Raw genomic sequence first — 21,447 nt, forward strand, 5'->3', positions numbered from 1 at the left:
CGGGCGCATGGACGATGCGCTCGACGAAGGGCAGGGCGGTGGCGGCACGGTCGAGGTGCTGATCCCGCTCGGCCTCGACCAGGCCTATAGCTATGCCGTGCCGCCGGGGCTCACGCTCGCGCCGGGCGATGTCGTGCAGGTGCCGCTCGGCCCGCGCGAGACGGTTGGCGTCGTCTGGGAGGCCGGCACCGGCCGCGGCGGCAACCTGAAGAAGGTGGTCGGCAAGCTCGACATGCCGCCGCTCGATCCGGCCCTGCGCAAGCTGGTCGACTGGGTCGCCTGGTACACGCTCGCCGCCAAGGGCTCTGTGCTGGCGCTTGCGCTACGTCGTCCGCCCGACGACACGCCGGAGCGGCCGAAGCTCGGCGTGAGACTGGTCGGCGCGCCGCCGGCGCGGATGACGCCGGCTCGTGCCAGGGCCATCGCTGCCGCCGAGGGCGGGCTCCTGATCGGCAAATCGGCATTGGCCGAGGCGGCCTCGGTCAGCACGGCGGTGATCGATTCCCTCATCGATGCCGGCACGTTCTCGGTGGAGCCCTTGCCGCAGGAGGCGATCGCGGCGCGGCCCGATCCCGATCATGCCAGGCCACAGCTCTCCGACGATCAGCAGGCGGTCGGTGATACGCTCGCCGAGCTTGTCCGCAAGCAGGCCTGGCAGGTCGCGCTGCTCGAAGGCGTCACCGGTTCGGGCAAGACCGAGGTCTATTTCGAGGCCGTCGCCGAGGCGATCCGGCTCGGGCGCCAGAGCGTCATCCTGATGCCTGAGATCGCGCTGACCGCGCAGTTCATCGACCGCTTCGAGGCGCGCTTTGGGGTCCGTCCGGGACTGTGGCACTCGGCGGTGAGCGGGCGCCGGCGCGAGCGGCTGCAGGCGGCGATCGCCAAGGGCGAGGCGCTGGTGGTGGCGGGCGCGCGCTCGGCGCTGTTCCTGCCCTACCGGGATCTCGGCCTGATCATCATCGATGAGGAGCACGAGGCCGCCTACAAGCAGGAGGACGGCGTCGCCTACCACGCCCGCGACATGGCGGTGGTGCGCGGCAAGATCGAGAACGCGCCGGTCGTGCTGGCCTCGGCGACGCCTTCGCTGGAGACACGGGTCAACGCCGAGCGCGGCCGCTACCTCCATCTCAAGCTGCCGGAGCGCTTTGGCGGGCGCGAGCTGCCGACGCTCGGCTTGGTCGACCTCCGCAAGGACAAGCCCGAGCGCGGGCGCTGGCTCTCGTCGCAACTGATCAAGGCGGTCGAGACCAATCTCGAGGCGAAGGAGCAGTCGCTGCTGTTCCTCAACCGGCGCGGCTATGCGCCGTTGACGCTGTGCCGCGATTGCGGCCACCGCTTCCAGTGCCCGAACTGCTCGGCCTGGCTTGTCGACCATCGCTTCCGGCGGGCGCTGGTCTGCCATCATTGCGGCCATGTCGAGCGCAGGCCGCATGAATGCCCGGCCTGTCACCAGCCGGAGAGCCTCGTCGCCTGCGGGCCGGGCGTCGAGCGCCTCGCCGAGGAGGTCGCGACCCTGTTCCCGCAGGCGCGCTCGATCGTGCTGTCGAGCGATTTTCCGGGTGGCACCGAACGCCTGAAGCAGGAGCTGATGGCGGTTGCTGAAGGTGAATTCGACATCGTCATCGGCACGCAGCTTGTCGCCAAGGGCCACAACTTTCCGGGAATGACGCTGGTCGGCGTCATCGATGCCGATCTCGGCCTGACTTCGGGCGATCCGCGCGCGGCCGAGCGCACCTTCCAGGTGCTCAGGCAGGTCACCGGCCGGGCCGGGCGCGGCGAGAAGCCGGGGCGGGCACTCCTCCAGACCCATGACCCCAATCATCCCGTGCTGAAGGCGTTGATCTCCGGCGATCCAGAGCGCTTCTACGCGGCGGAGACGGCGGCGCGCGAGGCGGCGGGCCTGCCGCCCTTCGGCCGGCTCGCCAGGCTGATCGTCTCGGCCAACTCGCAGGGCGAGGCCGAGACGCATGCGCGGGCGCTGGCGCGCTGCGCCGAGGCGCCGGCCGGCGTTGCGGTGCTCGGCCCGGCCGAGGCGCCGCTGGCCATCCTACGCGGGCGCCATCGCATGCGACTGATCGTCAGGACAGCGCGCGAGATCAACCTGCAGGACTACCTGCGCGCCTGGCTCAAACGGGCGCCGCGACCGAAGGGTTCGGTCAGGGTCGCAGTCGACGTCGATCCGCAGAGCTTTCTTTAGCCGGATTCCCGCTGCGTAGCCGCGCAGGTGGCCGCGCCCTGCGCCGGCTGCTTCTTTCGACCGCATCCAAAGCATGTGGGGCGGGTATTTCGTCGGTTGCGCACCCCGAAACCCCATGCTATCGCACCGCCGCAATCCAAGCGCCGCAAGCCCTGGAACAGGTTTGTCGCGCGCTTGATCATCGCAGTGTCGGGGCCGTGCACTCCACCTTCGTCAGAAGGTCGCCGGAGCGGTCCCCTGGAAGAGAGAGCGAGAGCGTGGCCGAGGGCGGATCGCAGGAACAGTCCCCAGTCTCGGGCGTGGCCGAGCGCTATGCGACGGCTCTGTTCGAACTGGCCAGCGAGGCCAAGACGGTCGACGCCGTCGCCAAGGACCTCGACGGCTTCGCTGCGATGATCGCCGAGAGCGATGATCTCAAGCGCCTGATCCAGAGCCCGGCTTTCTCGGCGCAGGATCAGGTTTCCGCCGTCACCGCGCTCACCGCCAAGGCCGGCATTGCCGGACTTGCCGCCAATTTCATCGGCTTCGTCGCCAGCAAGCGCCGCCTGTTCGCGCTGCCGGGCATGATCCGCGCCTTCCGTGCCAAGGTCGCCGAGGCCAAGGGCGTGGTCAGCGCCGAGGTCACGCTCGCCGAGCAGCCCTCGGCCGCCCAGCTCAAGGACATCACTGCCGCCCTCAAGGAGGTCGCGGGCAAGGATGTCGACGTTTCGCTCAAGGTCGACCCGGCCATCATCGGCGGTCTCATCGTCAAGATGGGCTCGCGCATGGTCGATGCGTCCCTGAAAACCAAGCTCAATTCTATTCGTCTTGCCATGAAAGAGGTCGGCTGATGGACATCCGCGCCGCTGAAATCTCCGCTATCCTGAAGTCGCAGATCTCGAACTTCGGCTCGGAAGCCTCGGTCACCGAGGTCGGTCAGGTTCTCTCCGTCGGTGACGGCATCGCCCGCGTCTATGGTCTCGACAAGGTCCAGGCCGGCGAGATGGTCGAGTTCGAGTCCGGCGTGCGTGGCATGGCCCTCAACCTCGAGAGCGACAATGTCGGCGTCGTCATTTTTGGTTCCGACCGCGAGATCAAGGAAGGCCAGACCGTCAAGCGTACCGGCGCCATCGTTGACGTGCCGGTCGGCAAGGAGCTGCTCGGCCGCGTCGTCGACGCGCTCGGTAACCCGATCGACGGCAAGGGCCCGATCAAGGCCGCCCAGCGCGCCCGCGTCGACGTCAAGGCCCCCGGCATCATCCCGCGCAAGTCGGTGCACGAGCCGATGGCGACCGGCCTCAAGGCGATCGACGCCCTGATCCCGATCGGCCGCGGCCAGCGCGAGCTGATCATCGGCGACCGCCAGACCGGCAAGACCGCCGTGGCGCTCGACACGATCCTCAACCAGAAGCCGCTCAACGTCGAAGGCGCGCCGGAGAGCCAGAAGCTCTACTGCGTCTACGTCGCCGTCGGCCAGAAGCGTTCGACCGTCGCCCAGCTCGTGAAGGTGCTCGAGGAGCGCGGCGCGATGGAGTATTCCATCGTCGTGGCGGCCACCGCCTCCGATCCGGCCCCGATGCAGTTCCTGGCGCCCTTCGCCGGCTGCTCGATGGGCGAGTTCTTCCGCGATAACGGCATGCACGCCGTGATCATCTATGACGACCTGTCGAAGCAGGCCGTCGCCTACCGTCAGATGTCGCTGCTGCTGCGCCGTCCGCCGGGCCGCGAGGCTTATCCTGGCGACGTGTTCTACCTGCACTCCCGCCTGCTCGAGCGCGCCGCCAAGATGGGCGAGGCGGCTGGTCTCGGCTCGCTGACGGCGCTGCCGGTCATCGAGACGCAGGCCAACGACGTCTCGGCCTACATCCCGACCAACGTGATCTCGATCACCGACGGCCAGATCTTCCTCGAGACCGACCTGTTTTACCAGGGCATCCGCCCGGCGGTGAACGTCGGCCTCTCGGTGTCGCGCGTCGGCTCGGCCGCCCAGACCAAGGCGACCAAGAAGGTCGCGGGCAAGATCAAGGGCGAGCTCGCCCAGTATCGCGAGATGGCGGCCTTCGCCCAGTTCGGCTCCGACCTCGACGCCGTCACGCAGCGCCTGCTCAACCGCGGCGCCCGCCTGACCGAGCTGCTGAAGCAGGGCCAGTTCTCGCCGCTGAAGATGGAAGAGCAGACGGTCGTGATCTATGCCGGCGTCAACGGCTATCTCGATCCGCTGCCGGTCAACAAGGTTCGCGCCTTCGAGGACGGGCTGCTCTCGCTGGTGCGCGGCAAGCACGCCGACCTGCTGAACGAGATCGGCTCCTCGAAGGACCTTTCGGACGCGAACGCCGCGAAGCTGAAGGGGATCGTCGAGGGCTACGCCAAGTCCTTCGCCTGATCTTTGCGAGCGCAGCGAGGCAATCCAGTCCCGCTGCGCCAGTTCTGGATTGCTTCGTCATTGCGCCCTCGCAATGACGGATAGGGGATCAAGACCGGATGCCGTCCCTTAAGGACCTACGCAACCGCATCGCCTCGGTGAAGGCGACGCAGAAGATCACCAAGGCCATGCAGATGGTCGCGGCAGCCAAGCTGCGCCGCGCCCAGAGCGCGGCCGAGGCGGCGCGTCCCTATGCCGAGCGCATGGAGACGGTGCTGGCGAACCTCGCCTCAGGCATCTCCGGGCCGGGCGCGCCGAAGCTGATCGGCGGGACGGGCTCCGACAAGGTGCACCTGCTCGTGGTCTGCACGGCCGAGCGCGGCCTTTGCGGCGCCTTCAACTCCTCGATCGCCCGCCTCGCCCGTGACAAGGCGAATGCGCTCAAGGCCGAGGGCAAGACGGTCAAGTTCGTCTGCGTCGGCAAGAAGGGTTTCGACATCCTGCGCAGGCAGTTTGCGGCCGACATCCTCGAGGTGATCGACCTGCGCGCCTTCAAGCAGCTCGGCTTCGCCAATGCCGAGGCGATCGCGCAGAGCGTCCTGACGCGCTTTGCCGCCGGGGAGTTCGACGTCGCGACGCTGTTCTTCTCGAAGTTCAAGTCGGTGATCTCGCAGATCCCGACGGCGCAGCGCATCATCCCGGCTGAGATCCCGGCTGGCACCAAGACGATGAGCGCCGTGTACGACTACGAGCCGGAAGAGAGCGAGATCCTCGAGACGCTGCTGCCGCGCAACCTCACGGTGCAGGTGCTGCGGGCGATCCTGGAGAACGCCGCCTCCGAGCAGGGCGCGCGCATGTCGGCGATGGACTCCGCCACGCGCAACGCCGGCGAGATGATCAAGAAGCAGACGCAGCTGTACAACCGCTCGCGTCAGGCGATGATCACCAAGGAACTGATCGAGATCATCTCCGGCGCGGAAGCGCTCTAACCGCCTAACTTCAGGCCGGCGTGCCGGCCATCCGACACGCTGAACGCGAATCCGAGGTTCGAACCATGGCCAAAGCCGCTACCAAGACCAAGACCGACAAGCCCGCCAACACCGGCACCGGCCGCGTCGCGCAGGTCATCGGCGCCGTCGTCGACGTGCAGTTCGACGGCGTGCTGCCCGAGATCCTGAACGCGCTCGAGACCGACAATCTCGGCAACCGCCTCGTCCTCGAGGTCGCCCAGCATCTCGGCGAGAACACGGTCCGCACCATCGCCATGGACTCGACCGAAGGTCTGGTCCGCGGCCAGGCCGTGACCGACACCGGCGCCCCGATCGCGGTTCCGGTCGGCGACGAGTGCCTCGGCCGCATCATGAACGTCATCGGCGAGCCGGTCGACGAGGCCGGCCCGATCAAGACCTCGGGCACCCGCGCCATCCACCAGCCGGCTCCGAGCTATGCCGATCAGGCGACGGAAGCGCAGATCCTGGTCACCGGCATCAAGGTCGTCGACCTGCTGGCGCCTTACGCCAAGGGCGGCAAGATCGGCCTGTTCGGTGGCGCCGGCGTCGGCAAGACCGTGCTGATCATGGAGCTGATCAACAACGTCGCGAAGGCCCATGGCGGCTACTCGGTGTTCGCTGGCGTCGGCGAGCGTACCCGCGAGGGCAACGACCTCTATCACGAGATGATCGAGTCGGGCGTGAACAAGAAGGGCGGCGGCGAAGGCTCCAAGTGCGCCCTCGTCTACGGCCAGATGAACGAGCCCCCGGGCGCCCGCATGCGCGTCGCCCTGTCCGGCCTGACCGTGGCGGAAGACTTCCGCGACCGTGGCCAGGACGTGCTGTTCTTCGTCGACAACATCTTCCGCTTCACCCAGGCGGGCTCGGAAGTGTCGGCGCTGCTCGGCCGCATTCCGTCGGCGGTGGGCTATCAGCCGACGCTCGCCACCGACATGGGCAACCTGCAGGAGCGGATCACCACCACCAACAAGGGCTCGATCACCTCGGTGCAGGCGATCTACGTGCCGGCCGACGACCTGACCGACCCGGCGCCGGCGACCTCGTTCGCGCACCTTGACGCCACGACCGTGCTCTCGCGCTCGATCGCGGAAAAGGGCATCTACCCGGCGGTCGACCCGCTCGACTCGACCTCGCGCATGCTCTCTGCGGCGATCGTCGGCGAGGAGCACTATTCGATCGCCCGCCAGGTCCAGCAGATTCTCCAGCGCTATAAGGCGCTGCAGGACATCATCGCGATCCTGGGCATGGACGAGCTCTCGGAAGAGGACAAGCTCGCCGTCGCCCGCGCCCGCAAGATCGAGCGCTTCCTGTCGCAGCCCTTCTTCGTCGCCGAAGTCTTCACCGGTTCGCCGGGCAAGCTCGTCGCGCTCGAAGATACGATCAAGGGCTTCAAGGGCCTGGTCGAGGGCAAGTACGACCACCTGCCGGAAGCCGCCTTCTACATGGTCGGTTCGATCGAGGAAGCGGTCGAGAAGGCCCAGCGCCTGGCTGCCGAGGCGGCGTAAGCTTCACGGGCCGGTCCGGTCGGCCTTGGCCGACCGGAAGATCCGACGAACGTCATTCTCGGGTCTGGCCCGGGAATCTCTGGACGGGAAGACACTGGTTTCAGAGATGGCCGGGCCCGCCCCGACCATGACGAGCCTGGAGAGATTTTGCGATGGCCACCTTCACATTTGAACTCGTCTCGCCGGAACGCATCCTGTTCTCGGGCGATGCCGTCAGCGTCATCGTGCCGTCAGTCGAGGGCGAGATGACCGTGCTCGCCGGTCACGCGCCGGTCGTTGCCGTGCTGAAGCCCGGCATCGTCCTGGTCCAGACCGACTCGAGCAATGGCAAGGAATTCTTCGTCTCTGGCGGCCTCGCCGAGATCAACGCGACGAGCGTCACCATCCTGGCCGAGCAGGCCCGCTTCCTCGAGGACGTCGACAACGCTGTCCTCGACGCGGAGATTCTGACCGCCGAGACCCGCCATGCCGGTTCGCATGACGAAGCTGAGAAGAAGCGCCTGCACGACCAGCTCGTCCAGCTGCGCGAATTCAAGGGCGTGTTCGAGCAGCGCAAGGCTGCCTGAGGCTGCCTCGCGACGCGTGACGAGATGCAAGGGGCCGCGCAAGCGGCCCTTTTTCGTTGGGTCTGAAGGCGAGGATCAGGTCATCGGCTTGGCGAACGCGGCAAAAGCCGCGACCACTTTCTCGTAGACCGCCCGCTTGAACGGCACGACGCGCTCCGGCATCTGCGCCAGCCGCAGCCAGGCCCATTCCGAGAACTCCGCCGGCTCGTCGCCGTTCGGCTGGGTGATGTCGAACTCGGCCTCGTTGCCGGTGAAGCGGAAGGCGACCCAGCGCTGACGCTGGCCGCGGAAGGCGGTCAATTTATGCGGCGGGCCGGCATAGGCGGGGAAGTCGTAAGCCCACCATTCTTGCGTGGCGGCGAGGAATGCGGCGCTGGTCACCCCGGTTTCTTCGGCCAGCTCGCGGCGGGCGGCCGCGACGATATCCTCGTTGGCGTCGATGCCGCCCTGCGGCATCTGCCAGTCGAAACCCGGCAGGATGGTCTCGGGCCCGGCGCTGTGCGAGCGGCCGGCGAAGACGCGGCCCTCGGTGTCAAACAGAGCGATGCCGACATTGGGACGGTAGGGGAGGGAAGAGGCCATGACGCCTCCCGCTACCACGTCATGGCCAGCAAGGTGAACTCAGGCCGCGATCGCCTCGGCCAATGCGACGACACGTTTGGCCATCTCGGCATGCAGGCGCTCGACCATGCGCCCGTCGAGCTGGATCGCGCCCTTGTCGGCGTTCCCCGGCTCGTCGAAGGCCGAGATGATGGCGCGGGCGCGTGCGAGCTCGTTCTCCTCCGGCGCGAAGACGCCGTTCGCCAGCGCGACCTGGTTCGGGTGGATCAGAGTCTTGCCGTCGAAGCCGAGATCGCGGGCCTGCTCGCATTCGGCGCGGAAGCCGGCCTCGTCCTTGAGGTCGTTGTAGACGCCGTCGACGACGTCGATGCCATGGGCGCGGGCGGCGAGGATCGCCGTGGTAAGCCAGGGCAGCATCGGAGCGCGGCCCGGCACGAAGCGGGCGCGGGTTTCCTTGGCGAGATCGTTGGTGCCGAGGATGAAGCAGGCGAGGCGGGTCGAGGGATCGCGGGCGGCGCGCGCGATCCGCTCGCAATCGAGGATGGCGAGCGGCGTCTCAATCATCGCCCAGATCTGCGTCTCCGGCTTGGCCCAGAGCCCGGTCAGGCGATGGCCGATCTCGACCAAGGTTTCCGGCGAGGAGACCTTGGGGATCAGGATCGCGTCGGGAGCAGCCTCCGTCGCGGCGGCGAGGTCGGCGTCGAACCAGGGTGTGTCGATGCCGTTGGTGCGGATGACCAGCTCGCGCCGGCCATAGCCGCCGGCCTTCACCGCGGAACAGACCTGTTCGCGCGCCAGTTCCTTGGCGTCCGGAGCGACTGCGTCCTCGAGGTCGAGGATCAGCGCGTCGGCGGCGATCTCGCGGGCCTTCTCCAGGGCGCGGGCATTGGAGCCCGGCATATAGAGGACGCTGCGGCGCGGACGGATGTCGGTCATATTGTCTCTCCGGATTGAGGGTCGCCGGGTTCGCTGCAGTGCACACTAAGCTGCGCCGCAATGCAATGTCAGTTCTGCGAAAGACGGATGACAGACTGTGAAGGGCTGGATTGCGGGTGTCGATGGCTGCAAGGCGGGCTGGATCGCGGCCTTCGCCGATCTTACAGGACGGGAAGCGCCATTCTTCCGGGTCATTCCGCGCTGGAGCGATCTGCTTGCCGGCCCGCTTGTGCCGGATCTGATCGCGGTCGACATGCCGATCGGCCTGCCGGATCGGATCGCCGGATCCGGGCGCGGTCCGGAGCAGGCAGTACGGGCGCTGCTCGGCGAGCGGCAATCCTCGGTGTTCTCGATCCCCTCGCGCAGCGCGGTGCATGCAGCCGACTATGCTGAAGCCTGCCAATTGGCGCTTGCGACCTCGGAGCCGCCGCGCAAGGTCTCGAAGCAGGGCTTTCACCTCTTTCCGCGCATCCGCGAGATCGACGCCTTGCTGCGGGCCGCGCCGGATTGGCGCGAGCGCATCTTCGAGACGCATCCGGAGCTTGCCTTCGCGACCATGCGCGGTGCGCCGCTGGTGCACCCGAAGAAGATCAAGGGCGTGGTCAACCCGGCCGGAATGGCCGAGCGCCGCACCCTGCTGCTGGCGGCGGGACTGCCGGAGACCATGGTCCATGCGAAACCGCCGCGCGGTGCCGCCGCCGATGACGCGCTCGACGCGCTCGCGGCGCTGGTCATCGCCCGGCACATTGCCACCGGGCGCGGGAAGCCCTTTCCCGATCCGCCGGGACGCGATAGCCACGGTCTACCTATCGCGATCTGGACCTATGTCGCGGATCGCTCCCTCGTCCAGGATCCAGCCATGACAGACAAGCCTGTGCCGCGCTCGATGATCGAGGCCGCGGCTGACCGCATTGCCGGCCATGCCCGCACCACGCCGGTGATGCGGCTCGGCACCGGCGCCTTCGGCTCGCGCGCCGACGTTTCGCTCAAGCTCGAATGCCTGCAGCATGCCGGCTCGTTCAAGACGCGCGGCGCCTTCAACAACCTGCTCTCGTTCGATGTGCCGGCCGCTGGCGTCGCCGCGGCCTCGGGCGGCAATCACGGCGCCGCCGTCGCCTATGCTGCCGGCAAGCGCGGCGTGAAGGCGACGATCTTCGTGCCGGAGATCTCGCCGGCCGCCAAGATCGAGGCGATCCGCCGTTTCGGCGCCGAGGTCCGGATCGGCGGCGCGCAGTATGACGATGCCCAGGCTGCCTGCGACAAGTTCGTGGCCGAGACCGGCGCGCTGAAGATCCACCCCTTCTCGGCCAAGGAGACGATCGCCGGCCAGGGTACGCTCGGCCGCGAATGGCAAAGCCAGGAGCCTGACCTCGACACCGTCCTCGTCGCGGTCGGCGGCGGCGGGTTGATCTCGGGCATCGCTGCCTGGTTCGCCGGCACCAGCGTCAAGGTCGTGGGCGTCGAGCCGGAGGGTTCGCGGTCGCTGCAGGCCGCCTTAGAGGCGAAGGGACCGGTGACGGTGACCGTCGCCTCGGTCGCCGCCGATTCGCTGGGGGCCCGCAATGTCGGCCAGCTGGTCTATGACGTTTGCAAGGACACGGTCGACCATGTCGTGCTGGTCCCGGATGCGGCGATCACCGAGGCTCAAGCGCTGCTCTGGCGCGATTTCCGCCTCGCGGTCGAGCCCGGTGGAGCGGCGGCACTGGGCGCACTGATCGCCGGCTCCTACAAGCCCCAGCCCGGCGAGCGCCTCGGCGTCCTCGTCTGCGGCGCCAATATCGATCTCGCCAAGCTGATCGAGATCACCGCGTGAGCCAGCGGGGCATCGCGAAGGGCGGCAAGGCGCTCTATGGCGCGCCGCTCGGCGTGCTGATGCTGGAGGCGCGCTTTCCGCGCATCTTCGGCGACATGGGCAATGCCACGACCTGGCCTTTCCCGGTGCTCTACTACGTCGTCTCCGGGGCCAGCCCGGAGAAGGTGGTGCTGAAGGGAGCGGCCGGGCTGCTCCCGGATTTCGTCGCGGCGGCGCAGGAGCTGGTCCGCCTCGGCGCCGAGGCGATCACCACCAATTGCGGCTTCCTCTCATTGTTTCAGCAGGAGCTCGCGGCGGCTGTCGGCGTGCCCGTCGCGACCTCCTCGCTGATGCAGGTGCCCTGGGTGCAGGCGACCTTGCCGCCCGGCAAGCGCGTCGGCCTCGTCACCGTCTCGGCCGCGACGCTGACGCCGCAGCACCTTGCGGCGGCCGGCGTCCCCGCCGACACCCCGGTGACCGGCACCGAGAACGGCCGCGAGTTCTTCCGCGTGCTGATCAAGGCCGAGAAGGAGGAGATGGATATCGACCTCGCCGAGCAGGATGTGGTCGAGGCGGCGCTACGGCTGGTCAAAGAACATCCCGAGGTCGGCGCCATCGTGCTCGAATGCACCAACATGCCGCCCTATGCGGCTGCGGTGCAGGCGGCGACGGACTTACCGGTCTACGACATCTATTCGATGATCACCTGGTTCCATGCCGGCCTGCGGCCGCGCGACTTCCGCTAGCTCTCCACTATTGGGCCAGCTTTACGACGGGCCGCGCCGCAGCGCACAATGAAGCCCCGCCGCGAGAGCCGAGCCGATGTCCGAGATCACCAGCAAGACGAATACGGGCCGCTTCTTCGAGGATTTCCGGCTCGGCGAGACGATCGTCCACGCGACGCCGCGCACGGTCACGGTCGGCGACGTCTCGCTCTACACTGCGCTCTACGGGACGCGCTTCGCTGTGCAATCCTCGGATGCCTTCGCCAGGGCGATCGGCTATCCGGTCGCGCCGGTCGATGATCTCCTCGTCTTCCACATCGTCTTCGGCAAGACGGTGCCGGACATCTCGCTCAATGCCGTCGCCAATCTCGGTTATGCCGATGGCCGCTTCCTCAAGCCGGTCTTCCCGGGCGACACGCTCTCGACGACGTCGGAGGTGATCGGGCTGAAGCAGACCTCGGGCGGCGATGCCGGCATCGTCTATGTCCGCTCGATCGGCCGCAACCAGCATGGTGAGATCGTGCTGAGCTATGCCCGCTGGGTGCTGGTGCGCAAGCGTCGGCCCGGCACGCCGGCGGAGGTCGAGCTGGTGCCGGAGCTGCCGAAAAGCGTCGCTCCGGAGGCGCTGGGCGAGGGTTGCCCGCCGCTGCATCCTGCCGCCTATGACGATGCGCTTTCGGGCTCGCCCTTCCGCTGGGGGGACTATAGGGCGGGCGAGCGCATCGACCATGTCGACGGCATGACCGTCGAGGAGGCCGAGCACCAGATCGCCACCCGGCTCTACCAGAACACCGCCAAGGTGCATTTCGACGCCTATGGCGCCCGCGAGACCCGCTTCGGCAAGCGCCTGATCTATGGCGGGCATGTCATCAGCCTGGCGCGCGCCCTGTCCTTCAACGGGCTCGGCAACGCCTTCCACATCGCGGCGATCAACGCGGGACGCCATATCTCGCCGCTCTTCGCCGGCGACACCGTCTTCGCCTGGAGCGAGGTGCTGGAGGCGGCCGAATTGCCCGGACGCGAGGATGTCGGCGCGCTCAGGCTACGTCTCGTCGCGACCAAGAACCTGCCCTGCAACGAGCATCCGCTGAAGCACGCCGACCAGTATGCCGACGGGGTGATCCTCGACTTCGACTACTGGGCGCTGCTGCCGCGCTGAGGCCGCGTCAGTGCGACTTCGTGTCCTCGCCGGTCTTCTTGACGCTCACCTTGCCCTTGGCGTCGATCGTCGCCTCATAGGTCAGGAGGTCGACACGCTCCTCCTGCGAGATCGACACGGTGAAGGAGGTCGTCGAGTTCTGCTTGATCGCGCTGATGCCGCCTCCGCCGACCTGGCTGTAGCTGCGGCTGATATCGGCGAGGATCGCCTCGATGATGCATTTGGAGCGTTCGATCGCGTTCATCTGGCAGCGCTTTCCTGTGGCGTGGGCGGGGCCGAGAAGGCCGGCCATCCCGCTGAGAACGAGAATGAGCATGGGAAGGTTTCGCGCGGTAGGGTGGCGCATCATCGCGGTCCGGTGTGGCTGGATGAAGATCACTTGCGCAAGGGCCGGTGCGTGAGCATGGCGTTCGAGGCGACCTCCGCCGGAATGCGCGGATAGATGCGCTGCATCTTGGCCTCCCAATCGGTCGCCGTCAGCACATTGCCCTTGCCCGAGAGCGACACCATCGCCTTGCGCCACGGGGTAGCGTGGGTCAGGCGCAATTGCATGCCTTGGCCCATCACCGAGTACTTGTCGACATCGGCGACGCCGTAGCAGTTCGAGGCATTGGTGTTGCCGCCCGGCGGGCAATGAGCCTTGCCGATATCGACATGCCCCAGGCCGAGCAGATGGCCGACCTCGTGGACATGGGCCCGCTGCATGATCGGCTTGCCCTTGCTGTTCGTGCCCTTCTGCACCGAATTGGTGTCGAGGCTGTCATAGAGCTTGGCATGCGAGCCGAACCAGGTCTCGCTTCTGTGCAGCCGGACCACGTCGATGACGTGATGGTGGCCGCCGAGCGCGATGTCGCGATCCTCGATCTTCAGCAGGCACCAGATGTTGGGGCGGTACTTGGTGCCGTTCTTCTCGAACTCGTAGAGCGGGAAATTGTTGGAGAGCCAGAATTTGCCGTTCCAGAACCGGGTGGCGGTGTCGACGAAGTTCTTCTTCCAGAGATTCCAGCTGCCGACCGTCCATTTGACGATCTTGCGGTTCGGCTCCGCGGCGTCGCCATAGTCGTGATAGGTGCCATCGGCGGCGCCGGCGGCGGGATTGATCTGCCGGAAGCCGAGCTTCAGGGTCAGCGTCAGTTCGGCATTGTTGTAGGGGTCACAGGTATCCGTGTTCAGTTCGGCCTCGAACTGTGAAAGGCTCATGCCCAGTTTCATGGATGTTCTCGCCTTGCGATACGGCCCTGAGGAAAGGGTGGCGAGCAGCGCTTGTCCGGCTTAAAGCAGTTTTCGCAGACCGCGTTCCGGTGGCACCCGGATCAAGGAAAGTTACAGATTTCGATTTCTGTAACCGCACCATTGCCTGCCGCATTGCAGCACGGGGGCGGTTTCGTTAGACAACCATTCACTCTAGAACGATACCAAGCGATCTTCGCTTCGTGAGCTTGAAGGGTCGGGAGTTCAAGACTTGGCCGAGTCCAGACCGGCGGCACGCCCGCTTTCACCGCATCTGCAGATCTACCGCTGGTCCTGGACCATGGCGATGTCGATCGCCCATCGCGTCACCGGTTCGGCGCTCTATGGCGGCACCCTGCTGATCGCGCTCTGGCTGATCGCCGCCGCCTCCGGCCCTGCCGCCTACGAGACTGCGCAGTGGATTGCCGGTTCCATCCTCGGCCGGCTCGTGCTGTTCGGCTACACCTTTGTCCTCTTGCACCATATGGTTGGCGGCCTTCGCCACTTCGTCTGGGATCTCGGTCACGGCTTCGACCCGCAGACCCGCACGAACTTGGCGAAGTACAGTGTCGTCGTCTCCGGCGGGCTCACCGTGCTCGTCTGGATCATCGCCCTGACGCGCTGAGGAACTAAGCCGATGCTCTCAAACTCCTCGATGCGCACTCCGCTCGGCCGCGTCCGCGGTCTCGGCTCGGCCAAGTCCGGCACTGGCCATTTCTGGCTGCAGCGCCTCACCGCCGTCGCCAACCTCATCCTGGCGATCGGCTTCCTCTGCGTTGTGCTCTCGCTGATCGGCAAGCCCTATGGCGCCGCGATCGCGACGCTGGCCAAGCCGCAGGTCGCGATCCTGATGTTGCTCTTCGTGGTCTCAGGCGTCGTCCACATGCGCCTGGGCATGCAGGTCGTCATCGAGGACTATGTCCATCACGAGGGCCTGAAGATCCTCGCCGTGATGGCCAACACCTTCTTTGCGATCGCGGTCGGCGCCGCCTGCGCCTTCGCGCTCCTGAAGATCTCGTTCGGAGGCTGATCATGGCGATCACCCGCGCCCGCCCCCTTCCGGCCTATACCGGCCAGGCCTACGCCATCACCGACCACACCTTCGACGTCGTCGTCGTCGGCGCCGGCGGCGCCGGTCTTCGCGCCACGGTCGGCTGCTCGCAGGCCGGCCTGCGCACCGCCTGCATCAGCAAGGTGTTCCCGACGCGCTCGCACACCGTCGCGGCCCAGGGCGGCGTCGCCGCCTCGCTCGGCAATATGGGCAAGGACACCTGGCAGTGGCACATGTACGACACCGTCAAGGGGTCGGACTGGCTCGGCGACCAGGACGCGATCGAGTATCTCGTGCGCAATGCGCCGGCCGCCGTCTACGAGCTCGAGCACTGGGGCGTGCCGTTCTCGCGCACCGAGAGCGGCAAGATCTACCAGCGCCCCTTCGGCGGCATGACCACCGATTTCGGCAACGGCCCGCCGGCCCAGCGCACCTGCGCCGCGGCCGACCGCACCGGCCACGCCATGCTGCACACGCTCTATGGCCAGGCGCTGCGCTACAACACCGAGTTCTTCATCGAGTACTTCGCCATCGACCTGATCATGGACGAGGACGGTCATTGCCGCGGCGTGCTCGCGCTGAAGCTCGATGACGGCACGCTGCACCGCTTCCGCGCCCAGCAGACGATCCTGGCGACCGGCGGCTATGGCCGCGCCTATTTCTCGGCGACCTCAGCCCATACCTGCACCGGCGATGGCGGCGGCATGGTGCTGCGCGCCGGCCTGCCGATGCAGGACATGGAATTCGTGCAGTTCCATCCGACCGGCATCTACGGCTCGGGCTGCCTGATCACCGAGGGCGCGCGCGGCGAGGGCGGCTATCTCACCAATTCCGAGGGCGAGCGCTTCATGGAGCGTTACGCCCCCAGCGCCAAGGACCTCGCCTCGCGCGACGTCGTCTCACGCTCGATGACGATGGAGATCCGGGCCGGACGCGGCGTCGGCAAGGACAAGGACCACATCTACCTGCATCTCGACCATCTCGACCCGAAGATCCTGCACGAGCGCCTGCCCGGCATCTCGGAGAGCGCCAAGATCTTCGCCGGCGTCGATGTCACCCGCGAGCCGATCCCGGTGATCCCGACCGTGCACTACAACATGGGCGGCATCCCCACGAACTTCCACGGCGAGGTGCTGACCAAGGTCGACGGCGATCCGGACCGGGTCGTGCCGGGCCTGATGGCGATCGGCGAAGCGGCTTGCGTCTCCGTCCACGGCGCCAACCGCCTCGGCTCGAACTCGCTGATCGACCTCGTCGTCTTCGGCCGTGCCGCTGGCCTGCGCTGCGCCGAGACCGTCAAGGCCGGCGAGACGCAGCCGGAGCTGCCGGCGAACTCGGCCGACCTCTCGCTGACCCGCCTCGACAAGTACCGCAACGCCAAGGGCGGCACGCCGACCGCGGTGCTGCGCGACAAGATGCAGCGGACCATGCAGTCCGATTGCGCCGTCTATCGGACCGGCGAGACGCTCGAGGCCGGCCACAAGGCGATCCACGAGGTCTGGGCTGGCATCACCGACATCGGCACCACCGATCGCTCGCTGATCTGGAACTCGGACCTGATCGAGACGCTGGAGTTCGAGAACCTGATCACCCAGGCAGTGGTCACCATGGACTCGGCGCTGCAGCGCCCGGAGAGCCGCGGCGCCCATGCCCGCGAGGACTATCCGGACCGCGACGACAAGGACTGGATGAAGCACACGCTCGCCTGGATCGATGACGAGCAGCGCACCGTCACGCTCGACGACCGTCCGGTGCACACCTACACGCTCTCGAACGACATCGAATACATCAAGCCGAAGGCGCGGGTGTACTGAGGACGATCTGACCGATGGCTGAATTCAATCTCCCGCAGAACTCCCGCTTGACCGAAGGCAAGGCCTGGCCGAAGCCGGCCGGTGCCAAGAAGGTCACCGAGTTCAAGATCTATCGTTGGAACCCGGACGACACCGCCAACCCGCGCACCGACACCTATTATGTCGACCGCGACGATTGCGGGCCGATGGTCCTCGACGCGCTGATCTGGATCAAGAACAATGTCGACCCGACGCTGACCTTCCGGCGCTCCTGCCGCGAGGGCATCTGCGGCTCATGCGCCATGAACATGGACGGCAAGAACGGCCTCGCCTGCACCACCGGCATCGACGAGTGCGGTGCCAAGGGCAAGGTCGCGATCTACCCGCTGCCGCATATGCCGGTGGTCAAGGACCTCGTGCCGGACCTGACCCGCTTCTACGCCCAGCACGCCTCGATCGAGCCCTGGCTCAAGACCACCACGCCGGCGCCCGAAAAGGAGTGGAAGCAGGCCAAGGACGACCGCGAAAAGCTCGACGGCCTCTACGAGTGCATCCTGTGCGCCTGCTGCTCGACCTCGTGCCCGAGCTATTGGTGGAACGGCGACCGCTATCTTGGGCCCGCGGCGCTGCTGCAGGCCTATCGCTGGCTGATCGACAGCCGTGATGAGGCCACCGGCGAGCGCCTCGACGATCTCGAGGACCCGTTCCGGCTCTATCGCTGCCACACCATCATGAACTGCGCCAACGCCTGCCCGAAGGGCCTCAACCCGGCCAAGGCGATCGCCGAGGTCAAAAAGATGATGGTGACACGCCAAGTCTGAGCCTGCCGCCTGCAGAGCGTCATGCTCGGGCTCGACCCGAGCATCTCAGGCCGGAGGAGGCTCCGGTCGGCACCCTCTCGTCATGGGATTCTCGGGTCTGCGCTTCGCTCCGCCCGAGAATGACGCCAAGCCCCAGCGCGCGTCGGTTTCGTACTGCGCGGCTTTCCGCAATTCCGCCTTCGATTGCGCCGTTTTCAGCCCTCAATCGATCACGCCCGCGACAAGACGCCGCGCTCTTCTGGTGACGCTAAGTCACTGCATGAGGGCGAATCATGTCGCAAGAGCACGGGCAACAGAACGAGAGCAAGCCTGAACCTCCAATCTTGTCGCTCGGCATCACGCCAAGACGCTTCGGGCGCAGCCCCGGCCTGAAATTCTTCGTCATCGGCTTCCTGGCGCTGCTGCTGCTGATCCCGCTGACGTTCGTCTCCAGCTTGCGCAACGAGCGCTCGGCCACCGCCAATCAGGCCGCTCGCGAGATCGGCGATGCCTGGGGCCGCGAGCAGATCGTCGGCGGCCCGGCCTTGCTGGTGCCCTATCTGGTGCCGCCCAAGATCGCCAATGCCGCGCCGACGCGCGAGGTCGCGGTCTTCCTGCCCGACGATCTCCAGGCGAGCTCGGAGGCGCAGACCGAAATCCGGCGGCGTTCGATCTTCGACGTCCCGGTCTATCGCAGCAAGGTCGCGCTGGCCGCGCGCTTCCTGCCGCCCGATTTCAAGGCGATCACCTCGGAGGAGGTACAGCCGCTCTGGAACGAGGCGGTGCTCGCCGTCGGCGTCGCGGATGTCCGCGGGCTGAAGAACCGGGCCACGGCGCAAATCCGCGACGGAGCCGCGATCGAGTTCGAGCCGACGCTCGGGGCCGGCATCCGCGACGGCAACGGCATCCATGCGACCTTGCGCGGCATCGACCTGACCAAGCCGCTCGCGGTTGAGGTCGGGCTCGACCTCAACGGCTCGCGCGGCCTGTCGATCGTGCCGCTGGCTAAGAACAGCGCGCTCCGGATGAGCTCGAACTGGCAGCATCCGAGCTTCTCCGGCGCGCATCTGCCGGACGATCGGGTGATCGACACGAACGGTTTCTCGGCCTCCTGGCGCGTCTCGCATCTGGCGCGCAACCTGCCGCTCGCCTTCACGCATGACAAGCGTGCCGACGTGACCTTCCTTGCCGGCGGCGTCGGGGCCCGCTTCTACCAGCCGGTCGATCTCTATCAGCTCGTCGATCGCGCCATCAAATACGGCGTGCTCTTCGTCGGAGCGGTCTTCCTTGCCGTGTTCGGGCTGGAGCTGGTGGCGCGCGACAACCTCCACGCGGTCCAGTACACGCTCGTCGGCTTCGCGCTGGTGCTGTTCTATGTGCTGCTGCTGTCGTTGGCCGAGCATCTCGGCTTCCTGACGGCCTATCTCACGGCAGCCGCGGCGACGACGGCGCTGATCGCACTCTATATCGGCCTCGTCCTGCGCAGTTTCGCACGCGGTGCGGTGCTCGGCCTGATTCTCGCCACCGGCTACGGGCTGGTCTATGCGCTCTTGAAATCCGAGGATTTCGCCCTGCTCGCCGGAGCGATCGGCGCCTTCGTCGCGCTGACGGCGCTGATGCTCGGCACGGCCAGGGTCAATTGGTCCGGTCTCGGTGACGGCGTGGCGAAGAGCGTCACCCGTGATCCGGCGCAGCCGAGCGCCCCCGCGTGAGATTCAGGAGAGATAGCGGCCCGGCGCGAACGGCGCCGGGTCGGCCGGAGCCGGTTCGCCGCAGACCAGAGCAGCCAAGATCTCCCCCGTCACGGGGCCGGTCGAGAAGCCGATATGCTGGTTGCCGAAGGCGAGCCACAGGCCGGGATTGCGCGGCGCCTCGCCGATCATCGGCAATGAATCCGGCAAGGTTGGGCGCGAGCCGCGCCAGGTCGTGTCTTCCGCCGGCTCCGTCAGCGGAAAGGCCTCGCGGGCCCGCGGCAGCACCTGCTCGATCTGGGCGTAATCGTTGGGGGCGTCGCGATGAGCGAGCTCGACGCCGCTGGTCAAGCGCAGGCCCAGCTCCATCGGCGCCAGCATGTAGGAGGCCTCGACGTCATAGATCGGGCGGTTGAGGAAACGCCCCTGCGCTGGTTTGTAGTGGCGGTGATAGCCGCGCTCGACATTGAGCGGCACCTTGAGCCCGAGCGGACGCAGCAGCTCGGCGCTCCAGGGACCGAGCGCGACGACTGCAAGATCGGCGTCGTGCTGGCCGCCCTTGGCCGTGACGCGCCAGCCTTCGCCCTGCTTTCCGAGGGCGGTGACCTCGTCGCGCAGGACTGTGCCGCCGCGGGCGGCGAACAACGCCGCATAGGCCTCGACCACGGCACCCGGCCAATCGACCGAGGCGCTGTCCTTGTGATGCAGGGCGGCCGAGAAGATCGGGTTCAGACTCGGCTCCAGCGCCGACAGCGCCTGGCGGTCGAGCGCCTCGACGCGGACGCCGTGATCTTCGAGGAAGGTTCGGCGCGCTTCGGCGGCGGCCCGGCCGCCCTCGCTGCGCCAGAGCTCGAGGAAGCCGGTGTCGCGCAGGCGCCAGGCAATGCCGGCCTCGGTCATCAGGCGTTTGTGCAGCGGCAGGGAGGGTCCGATCAGGCTTTCCAGAGCTGCGACGCGCGGCGCGAGCTTCTCCGGCCTGGCCTCGTTGAGGAAACCGAGGATCCAGCCGGGATTGGCCAGGAGATGGCCGAGCCGATAGCGCACCGCGGCATGCCGGTTGCCGAGATATTTCGGCAGGTTCTTCCACAGGCCGGGATTGTTGAGCGGCATGATCGAGGAGCGGCTGATCACGCCGGCATTGCCGTAGGAGGTCTCGCGGCCGGGCTCGCGTCGGTCGATCAGCGTGACCTTGAGGCCGCGCTTCTGCAGGGCAAGCGCACAGGAGACGCCGACCATGCCGGCGCCGATGACGATGACGCTGCGAGTCACGCGATGAGGCCTTGGTCGGCCGGCTCTTTCAGCCAGTGGTCGAGAAAGCCGTCGAGCCAGGCCCGCACCGGGGGATCATACTGGTACCAGCCCTCGAGATGCTGGTGGCGCAATTGGGCGCCCGGCATCAGCGTGCGCTCATGGGCGCGCACCGACCAGCGGCACATCATCGCCAGCGTCACCTCGGGATGGAATTGCAGGCCATAGGCCTTTCGGCCGGCGCGGACCGCCTGGACCGGGAAATCGCCGCCGGTCGCCAGGCATTCGGCGCCGGTCGGGCAGTCGAAGCCCTCGCGGTGCCATTGATAGACTGTGCCAGGCCAGATGCTGCCGGTCGTCGCGGCATCAGCGCGGCCGGCCTCCGTCAGGCTGAGCGGGTAGTAGCCGATCTCGGCCCGGCCTTCGGCGTGAGTGTAGACGGTCGCGCCGAGATGGCGGGCTAGCATCTGAGCGCCGAGGCAAAGTCCAAGGAAAGGCGCTTCCTCCTTGAGGCAGACCCCGATCCAGTCGATCTCGGCCTTGACGAAATCATCGGGGTCGTTGGCGCTCATCGGCCCGCCGAAGATCACTGCGCCGGCATGGCCCTGCATGGTCTGCGGCAGCGGATCGCCGAAACGGGGCCTACGGATGTCGAGGGCATGGCCGCGTTCGGCGATCAGGCGGCCGACACGGCCAGGCGTCGAATGCTCCTGATGGAGCACGATCAGCACCGGCTTGCGCGGTGGCGGGGCGTCGAGGCGTGTGCGGAGCCGGCGACGGGGCTCGAAGCGATAGGACAGGTCGTTCATCGCGGCGTTCGATCGCGCTCCCGAGACCGGATT

At 67.2% G+C, this 21,447-nt stretch carries 20 protein-coding genes; 14 read left to right on the plus strand and 6 right to left on the minus strand.

What is annotated here, in order from left to right:
- The first annotated feature begins 7 nt into the window (after positions 1-7).
- From GV161_RS22255 to GV161_RS22280, 6 genes are all read left to right on the plus strand, one after another.
- On the plus strand, positions 8-2,197 hold the full coding sequence (locus tag GV161_RS22255) for a primosomal protein N' (protein ID WP_152013437.1): 2,190 nt from the start codon (positions 8-10) through the stop codon (positions 2,195-2,197).
- A 257-nt stretch (positions 2,198-2,454) separates the two neighbouring features.
- Entirely contained in the window at positions 2,455-3,027 is a 573-nt protein-coding gene (locus GV161_RS22260; protein ID WP_152013436.1) for a F0F1 ATP synthase subunit delta, read from the plus strand.
- On the plus strand, positions 3,027-4,559 hold the full coding sequence (atpA, locus tag GV161_RS22265; protein ID WP_152013435.1) for a F0F1 ATP synthase subunit alpha: 1,533 nt from the start codon (positions 3,027-3,029) through the stop codon (positions 4,557-4,559). Before GV161_RS22260 ends, atpA begins: the two co-directional genes overlap by 1 nt.
- 98 nt (positions 4,560-4,657) lie before the next feature.
- Positions 4,658-5,527 (plus strand): F0F1 ATP synthase subunit gamma, encoded by an 870-nt coding sequence (locus GV161_RS22270; RefSeq protein ID WP_152013434.1) that lies wholly within the window; start codon positions 4,658-4,660, stop codon positions 5,525-5,527.
- A gap of 65 nt (positions 5,528-5,592) precedes the next feature.
- Positions 5,593-7,053, plus strand: coding sequence for a F0F1 ATP synthase subunit beta (atpD, locus tag GV161_RS22275; protein ID WP_152013433.1), 1,461 nt, complete (start codon positions 5,593-5,595; stop codon positions 7,051-7,053).
- 152 nt (positions 7,054-7,205) lie between these two features.
- Entirely contained in the window at positions 7,206-7,619 is a 414-nt protein-coding gene (locus GV161_RS22280; RefSeq protein ID WP_152013432.1) for a F0F1 ATP synthase subunit epsilon, read from the plus strand.
- Positions 7,620-7,694: 75 nt separating this feature from the next.
- On the opposite strand, the gene GV161_RS22285 is transcribed toward GV161_RS22280, so the two are convergent.
- Together GV161_RS22285 and GV161_RS22290 are read right to left on the minus strand one after the other, a co-directional pair.
- Positions 7,695-8,201, minus strand: a complete 507-nt coding sequence (locus GV161_RS22285; protein ID WP_152013431.1) for an RNA pyrophosphohydrolase — start codon at positions 8,199-8,201, stop codon at positions 7,695-7,697.
- Between the two features lie 39 nt (positions 8,202-8,240).
- Positions 8,241-9,116 (minus strand): CoA ester lyase, encoded by an 876-nt coding sequence (locus GV161_RS22290; protein ID WP_152013430.1) that lies wholly within the window; start codon positions 9,114-9,116, stop codon positions 8,241-8,243.
- Positions 9,117-9,213: 97 nt separating this feature from the next.
- On the opposite strand from GV161_RS22290, the gene GV161_RS31425 reads away from it, so the two are divergent.
- The 3 genes from GV161_RS31425 to GV161_RS22305 all read left to right on the plus strand — a co-directional run bounded on the left by GV161_RS31425 (position 9,214) and on the right by GV161_RS22305 (position 12,792).
- Complete coding sequence (locus GV161_RS31425; RefSeq protein ID WP_152013429.1) at positions 9,214-10,929, plus strand: serine/threonine dehydratase; 1,716 nt, start codon at positions 9,214-9,216, stop codon at positions 10,927-10,929.
- Positions 10,926-11,654 (plus strand): aspartate/glutamate racemase family protein, encoded by a 729-nt coding sequence (locus tag GV161_RS22300; protein ID WP_280179029.1) that lies wholly within the window; start codon positions 10,926-10,928, stop codon positions 11,652-11,654. The genes GV161_RS31425 and GV161_RS22300 overlap by 4 nt, the downstream gene beginning before the upstream one ends.
- 76 nt (positions 11,655-11,730) lie before the next feature.
- Positions 11,731-12,792 carry a MaoC family dehydratase gene (locus GV161_RS22305; RefSeq protein WP_152013428.1) on the plus strand — a complete coding sequence of 354 codons (1,062 nt, stop codon included), beginning with the start codon at positions 11,731-11,733 and terminating at the stop codon, positions 12,790-12,792.
- Positions 12,793-12,799: 7 nt separating this feature from the next.
- Here GV161_RS22305 and GV161_RS22310 read toward each other — a convergent pair whose 3' ends face one another.
- Together GV161_RS22310 and GV161_RS22315 are read right to left on the minus strand one after the other, a co-directional pair.
- Complete coding sequence (locus GV161_RS22310; RefSeq protein WP_152013427.1) at positions 12,800-13,108, minus strand: hypothetical protein; 309 nt, start codon at positions 13,106-13,108, stop codon at positions 12,800-12,802.
- 59 nt (positions 13,109-13,167) lie between these two features.
- Entirely contained in the window at positions 13,168-13,992 is an 825-nt protein-coding gene (locus GV161_RS22315; protein WP_201303047.1) for a hypothetical protein, read from the minus strand.
- Between the two features lie 262 nt (positions 13,993-14,254).
- Here GV161_RS22315 and sdhC point away from each other — a divergent pair, with 262 nt between their 5' ends.
- The 5 genes from sdhC to creD all read left to right on the plus strand — a co-directional run bounded on the left by sdhC (position 14,255) and on the right by creD (position 19,378).
- Complete coding sequence (sdhC, locus tag GV161_RS22320) at positions 14,255-14,647, plus strand: succinate dehydrogenase, cytochrome b556 subunit (protein ID WP_152013425.1); 393 nt, start codon at positions 14,255-14,257, stop codon at positions 14,645-14,647.
- Between the two features lie 12 nt (positions 14,648-14,659).
- Positions 14,660-15,052 carry a succinate dehydrogenase, hydrophobic membrane anchor protein gene (sdhD, locus tag GV161_RS22325; protein WP_244623956.1) on the plus strand — a complete coding sequence of 131 codons (393 nt, stop codon included), beginning with the start codon at positions 14,660-14,662 and terminating at the stop codon, positions 15,050-15,052.
- Between the two features lie 2 nt (positions 15,053-15,054).
- Positions 15,055-16,887 (plus strand): succinate dehydrogenase flavoprotein subunit, encoded by a 1,833-nt coding sequence (gene sdhA / locus GV161_RS22330; protein WP_152013424.1) that lies wholly within the window; start codon positions 15,055-15,057, stop codon positions 16,885-16,887.
- 14 nt (positions 16,888-16,901) lie between these two features.
- Positions 16,902-17,687, plus strand: a complete 786-nt coding sequence (locus tag GV161_RS22335) for a succinate dehydrogenase iron-sulfur subunit (protein WP_152013423.1) — start codon at positions 16,902-16,904, stop codon at positions 17,685-17,687.
- A 272-nt stretch (positions 17,688-17,959) separates the two neighbouring features.
- Entirely contained in the window at positions 17,960-19,378 is a 1,419-nt protein-coding gene (gene creD / locus GV161_RS22340; RefSeq protein ID WP_152013422.1) for a cell envelope integrity protein CreD, read from the plus strand.
- Positions 19,379-19,381: 3 nt separating this feature from the next.
- Here the strand turns inward: creD and GV161_RS22345 are convergent, their stop codons facing one another.
- Together GV161_RS22345 and GV161_RS22350 are read right to left on the minus strand one after the other, a co-directional pair.
- Positions 19,382-20,626: an FAD-dependent oxidoreductase gene (locus GV161_RS22345; RefSeq protein WP_152013421.1), complete on the minus strand. Its 1,245-nt coding sequence runs from the start codon at positions 20,624-20,626 to the stop codon at positions 19,382-19,384.
- Positions 20,623-21,414, minus strand: coding sequence for a glutamine amidotransferase (locus GV161_RS22350; RefSeq protein WP_152013420.1), 792 nt, complete (start codon positions 21,412-21,414; stop codon positions 20,623-20,625). The genes GV161_RS22345 and GV161_RS22350 overlap by 4 nt, the downstream gene beginning before the upstream one ends.
- Positions 21,415-21,447 lie beyond the last annotated feature (33 nt).

It is taken from the genome of Bosea sp. 29B, assembly GCF_902506165.1.
In the GTDB taxonomy this organism is placed as follows: domain Bacteria; phylum Pseudomonadota; class Alphaproteobacteria; order Rhizobiales; family Beijerinckiaceae; genus Allobosea.

Bases quoted from the DNA above. Each gene is read 5' to 3' on its own strand.
- GV161_RS22310 (WP_152013427.1), bottom strand. From the start codon at position 13,108: ATGCTCATTCTCGTTCTCAGCGGGATGGCCGGCCTTCTCGGCCCCGCC.
- GV161_RS22290 (WP_152013430.1), bottom strand. From the start codon at position 9,116: ATGACCGACATCCGTCCGCGCCGCAGCGTCCTCTATATGCCGGGCTCC.
- GV161_RS22270 (WP_152013434.1), top strand. From the start codon at position 4,658: ATGCCGTCCCTTAAGGACCTACGCAACCGCATCGCCTCGGTGAAGGCG.
- GV161_RS22255 (WP_152013437.1), top strand. From the start codon at position 8: ATGGACGATGCGCTCGACGAAGGGCAGGGCGGTGGCGGCACGGTCGAG.
- sdhD (WP_244623956.1), top strand. From the start codon at position 14,660: ATGCTCTCAAACTCCTCGATGCGCACTCCGCTCGGCCGCGTCCGCGGT.
- GV161_RS22315 (WP_201303047.1), bottom strand. From the start codon at position 13,992: ATGAGCCTTTCACAGTTCGAGGCCGAACTGAACACGGATACCTGTGAC.
- GV161_RS22335 (WP_152013423.1), top strand. From the start codon at position 16,902: ATGGCTGAATTCAATCTCCCGCAGAACTCCCGCTTGACCGAAGGCAAG.
- atpD (WP_152013433.1), top strand. From the start codon at position 5,593: ATGGCCAAAGCCGCTACCAAGACCAAGACCGACAAGCCCGCCAACACC.
- GV161_RS22280 (WP_152013432.1), top strand. From the start codon at position 7,206: ATGGCCACCTTCACATTTGAACTCGTCTCGCCGGAACGCATCCTGTTC.
- creD (WP_152013422.1), top strand. From the start codon at position 17,960: ATGTCGCAAGAGCACGGGCAACAGAACGAGAGCAAGCCTGAACCTCCA.
- atpA (WP_152013435.1), top strand. From the start codon at position 3,027: ATGGACATCCGCGCCGCTGAAATCTCCGCTATCCTGAAGTCGCAGATC.
- GV161_RS22285 (WP_152013431.1), bottom strand. From the start codon at position 8,201: ATGGCCTCTTCCCTCCCCTACCGTCCCAATGTCGGCATCGCTCTGTTT.
- sdhA (WP_152013424.1), top strand. From the start codon at position 15,055: ATGGCGATCACCCGCGCCCGCCCCCTTCCGGCCTATACCGGCCAGGCC.
- GV161_RS22305 (WP_152013428.1), top strand. From the start codon at position 11,731: ATGTCCGAGATCACCAGCAAGACGAATACGGGCCGCTTCTTCGAGGAT.
- GV161_RS22350 (WP_152013420.1), bottom strand. From the start codon at position 21,414: ATGAACGACCTGTCCTATCGCTTCGAGCCCCGTCGCCGGCTCCGCACA.